The sequence below is a fragment of the Pararhizobium sp. P1_E7 genome (assembly GCF_056405855.1).
Genome location: NZ_JBFUBH010000004.1, coordinates 25,641 through 40,645 on the forward strand (window position 1 = coordinate 25,641; position 15,005 = coordinate 40,645).

Annotated in this window: 15 protein-coding genes; 6 read left to right on the forward strand and 9 right to left on the reverse strand. The window is 61.6% G+C overall.

The features are described from left to right. Positions 1-24 precede the first annotated feature (24 nt). On the forward strand, positions 25-657 hold the full coding sequence (locus tag AC1D17_RS06115; RefSeq protein WP_477564530.1) for a septation protein A: 633 nt from the start codon (positions 25-27) through the stop codon (positions 655-657). Continuing rightward, entirely contained in the window at positions 654-1,247 is a 594-nt protein-coding gene (locus tag AC1D17_RS06120) for a DUF2585 domain-containing protein (RefSeq protein ID WP_477564531.1), read from the forward strand. The genes AC1D17_RS06115 and AC1D17_RS06120 overlap by 4 nt, the downstream gene beginning before the upstream one ends. Positions 1,248-1,418: 171 nt before the next feature. Here the strand turns inward: AC1D17_RS06120 and AC1D17_RS06125 are convergent, their stop codons facing one another. The 5 genes from AC1D17_RS06125 to ccmA all read right to left on the reverse strand — a co-directional run bounded on the left by AC1D17_RS06125 (position 1,419) and on the right by ccmA (position 4,643). Further along, entirely contained in the window at positions 1,419-2,030 is a 612-nt protein-coding gene (locus tag AC1D17_RS06125; protein WP_477564532.1) for a DsbE family thiol:disulfide interchange protein, read from the reverse strand. After that, a complete protein-coding gene (gene ccmD, locus AC1D17_RS06130; protein ID WP_477564533.1) occupies positions 2,027-2,197 on the reverse strand; it encodes a heme exporter protein CcmD in 171 nt (56 codons plus the stop codon). Before ccmD ends, AC1D17_RS06125 begins: the two co-directional genes overlap by 4 nt. Before the next feature lie 4 nt (positions 2,198-2,201). Then, entirely contained in the window at positions 2,202-2,963 is a 762-nt protein-coding gene (locus AC1D17_RS06135; RefSeq protein ID WP_477564534.1) for a heme ABC transporter permease, read from the reverse strand. Between the two features lie 161 nt (positions 2,964-3,124). Continuing rightward, entirely contained in the window at positions 3,125-3,784 is a 660-nt protein-coding gene (gene ccmB / locus AC1D17_RS06140) for a heme exporter protein CcmB (RefSeq protein WP_477564535.1), read from the reverse strand. 217 nt (positions 3,785-4,001) lie between these two features. Beyond that, positions 4,002-4,643 (reverse strand): heme ABC exporter ATP-binding protein CcmA, encoded by a 642-nt coding sequence (gene ccmA, locus AC1D17_RS06145; protein ID WP_477564536.1) that lies wholly within the window; start codon positions 4,641-4,643, stop codon positions 4,002-4,004. Positions 4,644-4,905: 262 nt separating this feature from the next. Here ccmA and acnA point away from each other — a divergent pair, with 262 nt between their 5' ends. From acnA to AC1D17_RS06160, 3 genes are all read left to right on the forward strand, one after another. After that, complete coding sequence (acnA, locus tag AC1D17_RS06150) at positions 4,906-7,596, forward strand: aconitate hydratase AcnA (protein WP_477564537.1); 2,691 nt, start codon at positions 4,906-4,908, stop codon at positions 7,594-7,596. Between the two features lie 246 nt (positions 7,597-7,842). Next, positions 7,843-8,547, forward strand: a complete 705-nt coding sequence (locus tag AC1D17_RS06155; RefSeq protein ID WP_477564734.1) for a DUF1223 domain-containing protein — start codon at positions 7,843-7,845, stop codon at positions 8,545-8,547. Between the two features lie 385 nt (positions 8,548-8,932). Further along, positions 8,933-9,340, forward strand: a complete 408-nt coding sequence (locus AC1D17_RS06160) for a DUF2794 domain-containing protein (RefSeq protein WP_477564538.1) — start codon at positions 8,933-8,935, stop codon at positions 9,338-9,340. 1 nt (position 9,341) lies between these two features. On the opposite strand, the gene AC1D17_RS06165 is transcribed toward AC1D17_RS06160, so the two are convergent. The 4 genes from AC1D17_RS06165 to AC1D17_RS06180 form a co-directional block, all read right to left on the reverse strand. Continuing rightward, positions 9,342-9,899, reverse strand: coding sequence for an N-acetyltransferase family protein (locus AC1D17_RS06165; RefSeq protein ID WP_477564539.1), 558 nt, complete (start codon positions 9,897-9,899; stop codon positions 9,342-9,344). 136 nt (positions 9,900-10,035) lie between these two features. Then, positions 10,036-10,779: a Bax inhibitor-1/YccA family protein gene (locus tag AC1D17_RS06170; RefSeq protein ID WP_477564540.1), complete on the reverse strand. Its 744-nt coding sequence runs from the start codon at positions 10,777-10,779 to the stop codon at positions 10,036-10,038. 224 nt (positions 10,780-11,003) lie between these two features. Continuing rightward, positions 11,004-13,556: an ABC transporter permease gene (locus tag AC1D17_RS06175; RefSeq protein ID WP_477564541.1), complete on the reverse strand. Its 2,553-nt coding sequence runs from the start codon at positions 13,554-13,556 to the stop codon at positions 11,004-11,006. Continuing rightward, positions 13,553-14,278 (reverse strand): ABC transporter ATP-binding protein, encoded by a 726-nt coding sequence (locus AC1D17_RS06180; protein ID WP_477564542.1) that lies wholly within the window; start codon positions 14,276-14,278, stop codon positions 13,553-13,555. The genes AC1D17_RS06175 and AC1D17_RS06180 overlap by 4 nt, the downstream gene beginning before the upstream one ends. Positions 14,279-14,350: 72 nt before the next feature. On the opposite strand from AC1D17_RS06180, the gene AC1D17_RS06185 reads away from it, so the two are divergent. Continuing rightward, on the forward strand, positions 14,351-14,992 hold the full coding sequence (locus AC1D17_RS06185; RefSeq protein ID WP_477564543.1) for an arylesterase: 642 nt from the start codon (positions 14,351-14,353) through the stop codon (positions 14,990-14,992). Positions 14,993-15,005 lie beyond the last annotated feature (13 nt).

Here is a 15,005-nt window from a genome sequence, read left to right on the forward strand (position 1 = left end):
GAGCAGGCACTTAAGGACGACATCATGTCATCGATCGAGGCGGTCAAGCCGCGCAAGGAAATCAGCCCGCTTCTGAAAATGGTGCTGGAACTCGGGCCGCTGGTGGTCTTCTTCTTCGCCAATTCGCGCGGCGAGTGGCTGGCCCAGAAATTCCCGGCATTGACCGAACTCGGCGGGCCGATTTTCATCGCCACCGGCCTGTTCATGGCCGCGACCGCGATTGCGCTCAGCGTTTCCTGGCTGTTGACCCGCACCCTGCCGATGATGCCGCTGATCTCCGGCGTCGTCGTCTTCATCTTCGGCGCGCTGACGCTCTATCTGCAGAACGATACCTTCATCAAGATGAAGCCGACCATCGTCAACACGCTGTTCGGCGCCATCCTGCTCGGCGGCCTGCTGTTTGGAAAATCGCTGCTCGGCTATGTCTTCCATTCCGCCTTCAAGCTCGACGAGGCCGGCTGGCGCAAGCTGACCATCCGCTGGGGCGTGTTCTTCGTCTTTCTCGCCATACTCAACGAAGTGGTCTGGCGTAATTTCTCGACCGACTTCTGGGTCGCCTTCAAGGTCTGGGGCACGATGCCGATCACAATCCTGTTCACCCTGTCGCAGATGCCGATCATCATGAAGCATTCGCTGGAACAGGAAACGCAGAAGTGACAACCCTGGCACCGGCCGAAAACCGTTCGCCGCACGCCGCCACCTTCTGGCTTGCCGCCTGCGCTGCCGTTCTCATCGCGCAAATCATCATCGAATACTGGATGGGCCGCACGCCGATCTGCGAATGCGGCACTATCAAGCTGTTCGAGCCGAACGCCAACGGCCCGGGCAATTCGCAGCATCTGGCCGACTGGTATACCCCCTCGCATATCATCCACGGCTTCCTGTTCTACGGGCTTGCCCATCTGACCCTACGCGGAAAGCCGCTGGCGGCAAAACTGCTGCTGGCGCTGGTGATCGAATCCGGCTGGGAAATCCTCGAAAACTCCCCGATCATTATCGACCGCTACCGCGCGGCCACCATCTCGCTCGATTATTACGGCGACAGCATCCTGAACTCGGCGATGGACACGGTCTTCATGGCGCTCGGCTTCTTCTTCGCCCGCCGCGCCCCGGTTGCCCTGACAGTCGCCATCGCCATCATCTTCGAGATTTTCACCGGCTGGCTGATCCGCGATAACCTGACCTTGAACGTGCTGATGCTGGTCTATCCGCTGGATGCGGTAAAGGCTTGGCAGAGCGCGATTTGACGTTGCCTTCGAGGACTGAGGCCCGACAGCACTCGCACGTCATCCTCGGTCTTGTGTCATCCTCGGCCCTGAGCCGAGGATCCATGCTCAGCCATTCGGGTTCGACGCCTTTGGCGAATGGATGCTCGGGTCAAGCCCGAGCATGACAGAGCCTAAAGGGCAAAGCCTCACTTAGGACTTCCCAGCCACAGCCTTCTCGATTGCCGGATAGAGCCCGTCCTTCAGGCTGCGTTCGTCAAACGGGCCGACCCGCTTGTAGACGATCGTTCCCGAGGCGTCGACGAGATAGGATTCCGGGATGCCGTAGACGCCCCAGTCGATCGCTGCCTTGCCGCGCGGATCGACGCCGACGGCGGCGAAGGGATTGCCGAGTTCGCCTAGGAACCGCAGCGCATTGTCGGTCTGGTCCTTGTAGTTGATACCGACCACCGTCAGCCGCGGGTCCTTGGCAAGCTCAAGGATGATCGGGTTCTCCTCGCGGCACGGCACACACCAGGATGCCCAGACATTGACCAGGGTCAGCTTGCCCTTGATCGCTGCATCGGTGAGCGCGGGCATCGGGGCACCGTTGAATGTTGCGCCTTCGAGCGGCGGCATATCCAGTGACGGTGCCTTGGTGCCGATCAGTGCGGAGGGGATTTCGCTGATATCCCGGCCGGAATCGAGCTGGCTCCAGAAGATGACGGCGAGTCCCGCGAAAATCACGAGCGGCAGCGCCGCAAGGAGGATGCGTATCTTGCCCGGCCGGTTGTTTTCCGGCGTGGCGGGGGTCTCGATGCTCATCGTGCTTCTCCGGCCTGCACGGAGCGGCGGCGGATACCGGCCTCGTCCAGCGCCTGCAATTCGCGGCGCCGTGCCCGTCCGTCGGTCCACACCCACAGGACGAGGGCAAGCACGGTGACAACGGCAATGCCGTAGCTGGCGGCGACATAGGCGGTGTGAGGCATCATCGTCTCAGACCTCCCGGCCGGCGCTGCGCGCCGCCTGACGGCGCATCGAGGTCACCCGGCGGCGCCAGATTTCGTTGCGCATGGCGGCGATATGCAAGGTGAAAAACAGCATGGTGAAGGCCACCGCCATCACCAGAAGCGGCGCTAAAAACTCCGGATCGATCGCCGAGCCGCCGAGCCGAAGCACGCTTGCCGGCTGGTGCAGCGTGTTCCACCATTCGACCGAGAACTTGATGATCGGAATGTTGACGAAACCGACGAGGATCAGCACGGCCGAAACCTTGGCGGCCTTGCCAGGCTCGTCCATAGCGCGGTTGAGGGCAATCAGCCCGAGATACATCAGGAACAGCACGAAGACCGAGGTCAGCCGCGCATCCCAGACCCACCAGGTGCCCCACATCGGCTTGCCCCAGAGCGAACCGGTGACCAGCGCCAGAAAGGTGAAGGCGGCACCGATCGGCGCCGCAGAGCGGGCGGCAACGTCGGCGAGCGGATGGCGCCAGACCAGGGTGCCGAGCGCCGACATCGCCATCACCGTATAGCACATCATCGACAGCCAGGCGGCGGGCACATGCACATACATGATACGTACCGTCTCGCCCTGCTGGTAATCGCCTTCGGTGGTAAAGGAAAGATAAAGCCCAACGGCAAACAAAAGCACCGTCAATCCGGCAATCCACGGCAGGACACGTCCGGCCAAGGCCAGGAACCGGGTGGGGTTGGCAAGGTCGCTGAATTTTCGAATGGCCAGACTGTTTTCGCTCATGATGGTTCTTTAACGCGCAACGCGCTTCTCTTCAATCGAGGGGCGGCAATCACATTTGCGTCAGAGCGACGCGCGTTTAACAGCCGCGCAAAAGTGATTTTATCGTTCTGCGCGCAAGCGTCCATCCACCTTCGCGTGATTAAGCTTCAACACGCAATGCCCTAATCAGACGCAGACCGCAGCGCCAAGGCGGCCGCCAAGGGGCCGATGACGGCAAAGAACAGCGTGATGGCAATCAATATCAGGAGAGGCGGCAAGAATGGGGCCGGATCCTGAACGGCAGCATAGGCGGCACTGACGCCGAAGATCAGCACCGGGATCGCCAGCGGCAGGACGAGGATCGAGACCAAAAGCCCGCCGCGCGGCAGCGTCACCGCGACAGCAGCACCGCTCGCGCCGATGAAGGTAATGGCCGGTGTCCCCACCAGAAGTGTCAGCATCGTCGCGCCGATGGCAATCTCGCTCATGTTCATGAACAGCCCGAGCAGCGGCGCGGCGATCACCAATGGCAGCCCGGTCGCCGCCCAGTGCGCCAGGCATTTCACCAGCACCGTCAGCACCAGCGGCATCTCCTGCATCAGCATCAGGTCCAGCGATCCGTCCTCTCGCTCTGCCTGGAAAAGCCGGTCAAGGCCAAGCAGCGAGGCGAGCAGCGCGCCGATCCACAGGATCGCCGGGCCGATCCGCGACAGGAGATTGAGATCGGGACCGACGGCAAAGGGCACGACGGCAACGACCGTCATGAAGAACAACACGCCAATCAGGGCGCCGCCACCGGCGCGCATCGCGAGTTTGAGGTCCCGGAGGAAGAGGGCGATCATGATACGCGAGCCCCTTGTCGTGACCGTGGGTACGAGAGAGACCCCAACCCAACCCATCCCCACAAGGGGGAGGGACTAACCCGAGGCGCCGATGCTGCCGAACAACAACGAACACCGCTTGCAGGAGCCCATGAATTTCGGCGAAGGGCAACCGCGCCGAAGCCCCGCCCCCTTGTGGGGAGAGGTTGGGGAGGGGTCTTCGTCAAGCACAGCATGTTCACACCACGTCCCCCACACCGGCAAATCCCGTCATCCGCAATTCCTGTGCGGCTACCCCCAGCGGCTGATGCGTCGCCGCAATGGCGATACCGCCGGCACTCAGATGCCGCTCCACCAGACCCGCAAACAACCGGTCCGCCGCCGCATCCAGCGCCGCCGTCGGCTCATCGAGGATCCAGACCGGCCGATAGGCGACGAGCAGCTTGGCCATCGCCATTCGCCGCTGCTGCCCGGCCGAGAGATAGCCGAAGGGAAGGTGCGAAACTCCACCAAGGCCGAGGGCCTCCGTGGCCTGCGCGATGCCGATACCGGAGCCACCCACCGAATCACCCATGAAGGATTTCCAGAAGGACAGATTTTCCTGAACGGTCAGCTCGCGCTTCATCGCATTGCGGTGGCCCAGATAGTGGCAGAGCTCGCGCGGATGGCCGATGTCCGGTACCCCGCCCTCAAGCCGGACCTTGCCGGATTCTGCCGCCAGAAGCCCCGCCAGAACCCGCAGCAGCGTCGACTTGCCCGACCCGTTCGGCCCCGTGACGATCAAGGCTTGCCCGGCCTTAAGAACGAACGAAATATCGTGGAAAATCAGGTCCTCGCCGCGTTTTGCACTGAGGTCCTCGACGGCGAGGCTGATCGGCATTCACATTCCTTTTACGACGTTCACCGCAGTGCAAAAAAATTGTCTCAAATTGAGGACGGATGGTCTGGCACGTTCCGGAGAAATTATCTATAACCGCCCCAACACGCCAGCGGTCGGCGTGAATTTCATCCTAGCGCCGAACATGGAATGATTTCCAAGTACGGACAGCGGAAATGGCCGTACCCGCATCCCATATCGCGCTTAAAATGCGTTCGGGCGTTCGTGCGTCAGGTTTTGGCGATCTAACGGAACGGGGTATCCAGTGTCCAAATCCCTAGACAGTTTCAATTGTCGGTCGACGCTCTCGGTCAATGGCGTAGACTATGTCTATTACAGCCTGCCGAAGGCAGAAGAAAACGGCCTCGCCGGCGTCTCGAAGCTTCCCTATTCGATGAAGGTTCTGCTTGAGAACCTGCTGCGCTTCGAAGACGGCCGATCGGTCACCAAGGAGAACATCCTGGCCGTCGCCGCGTGGCTTGATAATAAGGGCCGCGAAGAAAACGAGATCGCCTACCGCCCGGCCCGCGTGCTGATGCAGGACTTCACCGGCGTTCCCGCCGTCGTTGACCTCGCCGCGATGCGCGACGCGATGGTCTCGCTGGGCGGCGATCCGGAGAAGATCAACCCGCTCGTCCCCGTCGACCTCGTTATCGACCATTCGGTCATCGTCGACGAATTCGGCACGCCGACTGCCTTTGCCCGCAACGTCGAGCTCGAATACGAGCGCAACGGCGAGCGCTACCGGTTCCTGAAATGGGGCCAGCAGGCATTCAAGAATTTTCGCGTGGTCCCGCCCGGGACCGGTATCTGTCACCAGGTCAATCTCGAATATCTCGGCCAGACCGTCTGGACCAAGGAAGAAGACGGCGAGATCACCGCCTATCCGGACACCTGCGTCGGCACCGACAGCCACACGACCATGATCAATGGTCTGGGCGTTCTCGGCTGGKGCGTCGGCGGCATCGAGGCGGAAGCGGCCATGCTCGGCCAGCCCGTCTCCATGCTCCTGCCTGAAGTCATCGGCTTCAAGCTGACCGGCAAGCTGAAGGAAGGCGTCACCGCAACCGACCTCGTGCTGATGGTCGTGCAGATGCTGCGCAAGAAGGGCGTCGTTTCCAAGTTCGTCGAATTCTTCGGGTCCGGCCTCGACAACATGACGCTGGCCGACCGCGCGACGATCGGCAATATGGGCCCGGAATATGGCGCGACCTGCGGCTTCTTCCCGGTTGATTCGGAAACCATCAACTACCTCACCATGTCCGGCCGCGAAGAACAGCGCATTGCGCTTGTCGAAGCCTATTCCAAGGCTCAAGGCATGTGGCGCGACAATGACGGTGCCGACCTCGTCTTCACCGATACCCTCGAACTCGACCTCGGCGCTGTCGTTCCTGCCATGGCCGGCCCGAAGCGTCCGGAAGGCCGTATCCCGCTCGAAAACATCGCTTCCGGTTTCGCCACCTCGCTGGACGGCGAATACAAGAAGCCGGGCCAGCTCGACATGCGCTTCCCGGTCGAAGGCACGGATTACGACATCGGTCACGGCGACGTGGCGATTGCCGCCATCACGTCGTGCACCAACACGTCCAACCCCTCGGTTCTGATCGCTGCCGGCCTTCTCGCCCGCAACGCCGTTGCCAAGGGCCTGAAGTCGGCGCCCTGGGTCAAGACCTCGCTCGCACCTGGAAGCCAGGTCGTCGGCGAATATCTTGCCAAGTCCGGCCTGCAGGCATCGCTCGATGCGCTGGGCTTCAACCTTGTCGGCTTCGGCTGCACGACCTGCATCGGCAATTCCGGCCCGCTGCCGGGGCCGATCTCGAAGACGATCAACGAGAAGGGCCTGATCATGTCCGGCGTTCTCTCGGGCAACCGTAACTTCGAAGGCCGTATCTCGCCGGACGTTCAGGCGAACTACCTCGCTTCGCCGCCGCTGGTCGTCGCCTACGCGCTGGCCGGTACGGTCCAGAAGGACCTGACCACCGAGCCGCTCGGTATCGGCAGCGATGGCAACCCGGTATTCCTCAAGGACATCTGGCCGACCTCGCAGGAAATCCAGGAATTCATCCTGAAATACGTGACCCGCGCACTCTACGCATCGAAATATGCAGATGTGTTCAAGGGCGACGTCAACTGGCAGGCGGTTCAGGTTCCGGCCGGCCAGACCTATGCCTGGGACGACAATTCGACCTATGTCCAGAACCCGCCCTACTTCGTCGGCATGGGCAAGACCGGTTCGGGCATCTCCGACATCAAGGGCGCCCGCGTCCTTGGCCTGTTCGGCGACAAGATCACCACCGACCACATCTCGCCGGCCGGCTCGATCAAGGCAGCATCGCCTGCCGGGGCCTACCTCATCGGCCATGGCGTCGGCGTTGCCGACTTCAACCAGTACGGCACACGCCGCGGCAACCATGAAGTGATGATGCGCGGCACCTTTGCCAATATCCGCATCCGCAACCACATGATGGGACCGAACGGCAAGGAGGGCGGCTACACGATCCACTATCCTTCCAAGGAAGAGATGTCGATCTACGACGCTGCCATGCAGTACAAGGCCGAAGGCGTGCCGTTGGTCATCTTCGCCGGTGTCGAATACGGCAATGGCTCGTCACGCGACTGGGCGGCCAAGGGCACCAACCTGCTTGGCGTCAAGGCCGTGATCGCCCAGTCCTTCGAGCGTATCCATCGCTCCAACCTCGTCGGCATGGGCATCGTGCCCTTCGTCTTCGAGGAAGGCACGACCTGGGAATCGCTCGGCCTGAAGGGCGACGAGTCCGTCACGATCGACAATCTCGCCAACGTCCAGCCGCGTGAAAAGCGCGTCGCCAAGATCACCTATGCCGACGGCACGGTGAAGGACGTTCCGCTGATCTGCCGCATCGATACGCTCGATGAGGTGACCTACATGAACAATGGCGGCATCCTGCAGACGGTCTTGCGCGACCTCGCTGCGTGATGCATCCGTGATGCCGAGATGAATGAAGCCGGGGCTTTCACGAGCCCCGGCTTTTTTGTGATCGCCGGTGCCATAAATCTCACTCCAACGTGATTTTCTGTTGAAAGGGGAGCAGCGTATGAAAGACGCAGATAAAGGCTGCACACCGGTACAATCTCGTTGAAATGCCAAAACACTTGAAATGGAAGCTCGATGTCTGGATCATCCACCGTTCGCCGCATCACGCTCGCCTGCGGCCTTGGCCTTATGGCGATGCCAGCCGTGGCGGGGGACGCGGTGACACCGGCAGGCGTCGTGGAACTGTTCACCAGCCAGGGCTGTTCGTCCTGTCCGCCGGCGGATGCGGCGTTGAAAACGCTGATCGACAGCGGCAAGGTCGTCGCACTGTCCTATCACGTCGATTACTGGAACTATCTCGGCTGGGCTGACACGCTGGCCTCGAAGGACAACACCGCCCGGCAATATGCCTACGCCAGAATGTTTGGCCGCAGCGGTGTCTACACGCCGCAGGCGGTGCTCAACGGCCGCGACCATATCAACGGCGCCGATCTCAACGGAATCAACAATCGTCTTTCGGCGATGAATTCTGCGGGAAAGGGCCTTGACGTTCCGGTCTCCGCCAGCGTCCGCAAGGACGAGATCGACATCCAGATCGGTGCCGGCAGCGGCAAGGCCAATGTCGTCGTCGCCTATTTCAATCGCCAGCAGATTGTCGCCGTCAAGAAGGGCGAAAACAGCGGCAAGACGATTTCCTATTGGCATTCCGTCCGCGATGTCCAGACGATCGGCATGTGGGATGGCAAGCCTGCCAGTTTCGTTCTGCCCGCCTCCATCCTCAACGAGGGAGAAAACGGCGGCTGCGCCGTGCTGCTGCAGAAGATGAAGGACAGCGAAACGCCCGGCGCCATCCTGGGCGCTACGACTGTGATGGCGGACAATACCGCCAATTGAATAACTGGTTCGGCCCGGCAGCATCGAGGGGCTGGGGCTGAGGGTTCGAAGATGCCGGACCGAACCGTCCACGCTTCGCAGGCACATGCAGTACCCGACCCGCATGGTGTCTGGAGCAGCCGCGCCCGATGGGCGCTTTGGCCAGCCGCTCCGAGCTGCACCCCGTTCAGGGCAGAAACCTTCAAACGGACATGCAGGCCGCACACGCGGGAGGACTCCCCCAGTGCCGACGGGCGCGAGTTTCGTCGCCAATTGGGGCACCGATTGGGCTGAAATGCGGCACACCCGAAAAAAGTCTCCCTTCGTCCGATCCGCCTTGCGGCTTGCATTTCAGCGAAGCTCAGGCAAACTGTAACCGTCCTGTCACAATAAAGCCGGGGTAGAAATGACCGATGAGCCGGATTTTCAGCGAGGCGAAACCCGTTCGGAAAGGCAGCAAACGTCAGATGTGGTTGTGAACCTGCACGAATACCGCAGCAACAACCAGGACTTACTCCCGATCACCTTCCACCGCCGGGAACTCGACATGATCCTGCGGATTTACGGTCGCATGGTCGGCGAGGGCGAGTGGCGCGACTATGCAATGGACCATCTGCGCGACAGGGCGGTCTTCTCGGTGTTCAAGCGCTCGGGCGAGATGCCACTTTTCCGGATCGAGAAAAATCCAAAACTGGCAGCGAAACAAGGGGCCTTTAGCGTCGCCAATACGCACGGCATGATCCTGAAACGTGGCCATGACCTGCAGCAGGTGCTGAAAGTCTTCGACAAGATGCTGAAGGTCATCAAGACCTGAATCAGGTGCGATACAGCGTATCGGGATAGACGCCGGGTTCGGGATCGGTGGTCAGACCGTCGCCGAGCGGCAATTGCATGATGATCGTATCCAGCCAGCGGCCGTGCTTGAAACCGGTTCCCTTCATCAATCCGCCATGCGCGAAACCTGCTGCGCGATGGACCGCGACGGATGCCGGATGCGCGCCGCCGATGACGGCGACCATCTGGCGGAAACCGAGCTGCGTACAGCGGCTGATCAGGTCGGCAAGCAGCGCCTTGCCCACGCCCTGGCCGCGCGCTTCCGGCGCCAGATAGATCGAATCCTCGACCAGGAACCGGTAGGCCGGGCGGGTCCGGAACGCCGAGGCATAGGCGTAACCGAGCAGCACCCCATCGGCATCGACGGCTGCGATATAGGGATAACCGTTGCCGGTGATGACAGAAAAGCGCGACGCCATTTCGGCCTCGTCGGGTGGGGTCATTTCATAGGAGGCGACGCCGTTCAGCACGGATTCCCGATAGATCGCGGCGATGGCCGGGAGGTCGGATAAGGTGGCGTCGCGCAGGATGAAAGCCATCGGGAAAGCCTGAGTGAAAAAGAAGACCACCAGTCCTCTGTCATATCGCAGCGGCACGAGCAAGCGGATGCCGCCCGCGGAGCCAGGGCACAAAAAAGGCGGCCGAAGCCGCCTTTCCAGATGTTGCCAGTTCGAACTAATCGCGATTTCCGAGGAACCGGAGCAGGAACAGGAACAGGTTGATGAAGTCGAGATACAGGGTCAGGGCGCCCATGATGGCCTTGCGGCCAGCAACGTCGGCACTATCCGCTTCAAAGTACATTTCCTTGATCTTCTGCGTATCCCAGGCGGTGAGGCCTGCGAAGATCAGAACGCCGATGGCCGAGATCGCAAAATCAAGCGCCGACGAGGCGAGGAAGATGTTGACGATCGAGGCGATGATCAGGCCGAACAGACCCATCATCAGGAACGAGCCCATGCCCGACAGGCTACGCTTGGTGGTGTATCCGTAGAGCGACAGGGCGCCGAACGAAGCGGCCGTGACGAAGAACGTCTGGGTGATGCTCTGGCCGGTATAGATCAGGAAGATCGACGACAGCGACAGGCCCATCAGACCGGCGTAGACCCAGAAGGCCGTCTGCGCGGCGGAGACGCTCATCGAGTTGATACGGAAGCTCATGTAGAACACCAGAGCCAGCGGGGCGAGCATCACGACCCACTTCAGCGGGCTCACATAGATCGCCTGACCGAAGGCGGTCAGCTGTCCGTCAGCGAATGCGAATTGGAAGGCGGCAAAGGCGGCAATACCAGTGATTGCCAGGCCAAGGGCCATAAGGTTGTACACCTTGAGCATATAGGTGCGCAGACCTTCGTCGATTACGGCCCCCGCCTGCGCACCAGTCTGCGCCGTCCGGGTTTGGTAGTTTCTAAGATCAGCCATTGTTTCCTCTATATAAGCCCCGGTTTAGTTTACGGTGTCGGGTCATAAGGGCGCATCATTTCAAGATGCCAGCCACTCGGCCCAGGCGCCGCTGCGGGGCTCCAGCATGCCTGTGCTAAATATGATGTCGAAATACGACTTGCACAAGACCGCAAGGGGCCTGAATCACTCGAAAAGCCGCTTTCGGCGGCTTTCCGGCGCTAGCGTTAACGGTTAACTGCCCCTCAGAGTTCCCGCAGGACGGGTGCAGCCTTCTGCCCGAGCACCCGCCAGGTGCCTGCCAGGCCGAAACCGACCGTGACGACGAGGGCGACAGCCATGGTGATCAGCGCCACATCCGGCAGGAAGGACGACGGCAAGCTCATGATCTTGCTGACCACGAACCATGCCGCGACGCCACCGGCGAACAGGGCAAAGATCGCCGTTGACAGCCCGAGTATCGCATATTCGTAGCAGAAGGCGCGGATCAGCGTCGAGCGCGTCGCCCCCAGCGTCTTCAGGACGACGGCATCATGCGTCCGTGCCCGGTTGCCGGCGGCAAGCGCCCCGGCCAGCACCAGGACGGAGGCGACCAGCGCGACGGCAGCGGCAGCGCGAATGGCCGTCGCCAGCTGTCCGACCAGCACGTTGATGATGTCGAGTGCGTCCTTGACGCGGACACTGGTGATCGTCGGATAGGCATTGGTCACCGCCTTCAAGGTGGCTGCTTCCTCCTTGGCCGTAGCACCCGGATCGATCACCGTTGCAAGCCAGGCATGCGGCGCGCCGGCAAAGGTGTTCGGCGAGAACACCATGACGAAGTTGATCGACAGCGATTCCCACTCCACCTTGCGGAAATTGGCGATCCGGGCCGTGAGATTGCGGCCGAGCACGTTGACGGTGACGGTATCGCCGATCTTCAGGCCGAGTTCACCGGCTTCTTCAGCGGAAAACGATACCAGCGGCTCGCCGGTATAGTCCGGCGCCCACCAGTCGCCTTGGGTCAGCGACGAATTTTCCGGCCGGTTCTTGGCGTAGGTGATGCCCCGGTCGCCGCGCAGGACCCATTGCCCGGCCGGCGGTACGTTCATTTTCGTCACATCCTCACCGTTGAAGGCGAGGATACGCCCGCGCAGCATCGGCACTTCGATGACCTTGCCCTTTGGAAGGCTCTTTTGCAGCAAGGAACGGAAGCCTTCGACCTCGGCGCTTTGGATATCGACGAAGAAGAAGTTCGGCGCGCGTTCCGGAAGATTGCCGGTCAGTTCGCGGCGCAGATTGCCGTCGATCAGTGCCAGCGTCACCAGCAGTGCCAGGCCAAGGCCGAGCGACAGCACCACCGACGGCGTCAGCGCACCGGGGCGGTGGATATTGCCGATGGCAAGCCTGAGCGCCGGCGAGCTGACGCGCGGCGCCCGGCGGGCGAGCATGGCGACCAGAACGGCGACGCCGCGCAGCACGACGAATGAAAAGGCGATGGCACCAAGGAACGTCAGCGAGATCGTCCTGTCATAGGCCGTGACGATCGCAAGGCCTGCAAGAGCTCCGAGGCAAAGGGCGGCGGCCAGGAGATAGGGCCAGGACGGCAGGCGTGCCCGCTCGAACCCCTGTTCGCGAAACAGCGCCGTCGCCGGCACTTCGCGGGCATGGCCGAGCGGCAGGATGGCAAAGGCGAGCGATGTCAAAAGGCCGAACACGGCGGCAAGACCGAGCGCGCCGGGATAGAGCTGGAACGCCGTCGAAATTGGCAAGACGCCGGCGAGGAATTGCGCCGCGACAAAGGGAATGAGCGCGCCCAGCACCAGGCCGATGCCGATACCGATCAGGGCGATCAGCAGGATCTGGATGAGATAGATAGTGGTGACCATCGAGGCGGGCGCACCGACGCATTTGAACGTGGCGATAACGCCGCGCTTGGAATCGAGATAGGCACGCACCGCATTGGCGACGCCGACGCCGCCGACGATCAGCGCCGTCAGCCCGACAAGGGTGAGGAACTGGGAAAAGCGGGTGATATTGGCCGTCAGCGCCGGAGCGGCATTCTGGCTGGTGCGAACAGACCAGCCTGCCTGCGGAAATTTTTCCTCCGCCTGCCTGCGCAAAGCCGGTACGCTGGAGGCATCCGCGACCTTCACCTTGTAGGTATGCTCGACCAGGCTCCCCGGCTGCACAAGACCGGAAGCATCAAGCGCCTGTTTTGAGATCAGCAGGCGCGGTGCAAAACCAAACCCGTCCGACAGGGCATCCGGTTCACGCACGATGGTGCCCGCGATGCGAATACGGGCGGTCCCGAGCAGGATTTCATCGCCGGTCTTGATCCCAAGACGCTCAAGCAAAAGCGGCGCCGCCAGCACATCGTAGGCACCGTTGTTTTCTGAAAGCATATCGCCCAGCGGTGCCGCCGGTTCGCTCTCGAACGTGCCATAGAGCGGATAGGCTGCGTCAACGGCCTTCAGTTCGACCAGCGCCTGGTTGGAGCCATCCGGCAGCCGGGCCATCGAGCGCAGACCGGATGAGACCGCGACCGTGCCGAGGCTGCCGATGAATTTTTTTTCCTCGTCGGTCGCGACGCGGTTGTTGAGTTCGAAGCGGATATCGCCGGCGAGCAGTTCGCGGCCCTGGCTGGCGATGGAGCCGGTGATCGATTGCGACAGCGAGTTGACCCCGGCAATGGCTGCCGTTCCAAGCGCCACGCAGGCAAGGAAGATATAGAACCCCCTCAGGCCGCCGCGCATTTCGCGAAGCGCAAGGCGGAAAGCCAGTCCGGGACGAAGCCCGCCGAAAGCAGCGGCCCTCATGCCGACGCAGCCTTGGACAGCGGTGCGGAAACCGGCTGCTCATGACTGGCGCCGGAAACGATCTCGCCGGATCGCACCCGCACCTGGCGCGAGCAGCGGGCGGCAAGCGATGCATCATGGGTGACCAGAACCAGCGTCATGTCGCGCTCGGCCTGTTTGGAGAAAATCAGATCAGCCACTTGGCTGCCGGTTTCGGCATCGAGATTGCCGGTCGGTTCGTCAGCGATCAGTAGCTTCGGCGACGGTGCAAGCGCCCGGGCAATGGCGACACGCTGCTGCTCGCCGCCGGACAACTGGCCGGGATAATGCGACAGCCGCTCGCCGAGACCGACGGAGACAAGCTCCTGCCGGGCGATCTCGAAAGCGTTGCGGATATTGGCAAGCTCAAGCGGCACGGCGACATTTTCCAGCGCCGTCATGTTCGGGATCAGATGGAAAGACTGGAAGACGATACCGATATTGCGGCCGCGAAACTCCGCCACCCGGTCTTCACTCAAACCATGCAAGGGCGTGCCGTCGATGACGATCTCGCCGCTATCGAGGCGTTCCAGCCCGGCCAGAACCATCAGCAGCGTGGATTTACCGGATCCGGACGGACCGACGATGCCGACGGATTCGCCGGCATCGATCGACAGGTGCATTCCCTTGAGAACATGAACGGACGCAGCGGCCTGGCCGAGGGTCAGATCCGCATTTTTCAGTTCGATCATGGTTTTTGCCAAGGGAAACTGTCCTATATGTATAGTATGAAGCTTGCCGGAACGGCTGACTTTTACCGATTTAAGGGCGCGTTCATGCGAATAAAAGGTTTCTGTACATTTTTGTTGGCGATCACGGCGATTGTGATCATGCCGGCGATCGGCCGCGCAGAGCCGCTCAACCTCGTTGGTTTTGGCGACAGCCTGATGGCCGGCTATCAGTTGCCGGCAGAAGACGCCTTTCCGGCCCGGCTGGAAAAGGCCTTGCGCGCCAAGGGTCACGACGTGGCGATCAGCAATGCCGGCGTCTCTGGCGACACGACATCCGGCGGTCTGGCGCGGATCGACTGGTCGGTACCGGATGGCACCAGGGGCGTCATCCTTGAACTCGGCGCCAACGATGCCTTGCGCGGCATCGCGCCGGAGGAAAGCCGCAAGAACCTTGCCGCCATGATCGAGAAGCTGAAATCACGCGGTATCCCGGTGCTCTTGGTCGGTATGATGGCGCCGCCGAACATGGGCGCCGACTATGCGGCGCGGTTCAATCCGATCTATCCGGAGCTCGCCAGGACCTATGGCGCAGAACTCTATCCATTCTTTCTCGACGGCGTCGTCGAAGATGCCAAACTGAAGATCGACGACGGCATGCATCCGAACGGCGATGGCATCGGCGTCATGGTGGGCCGCTTCCTGCCATCAGCCGAACGGTTCCTTCAATCCCTCACAACGGGAGGTTGACGCCAACCAAACA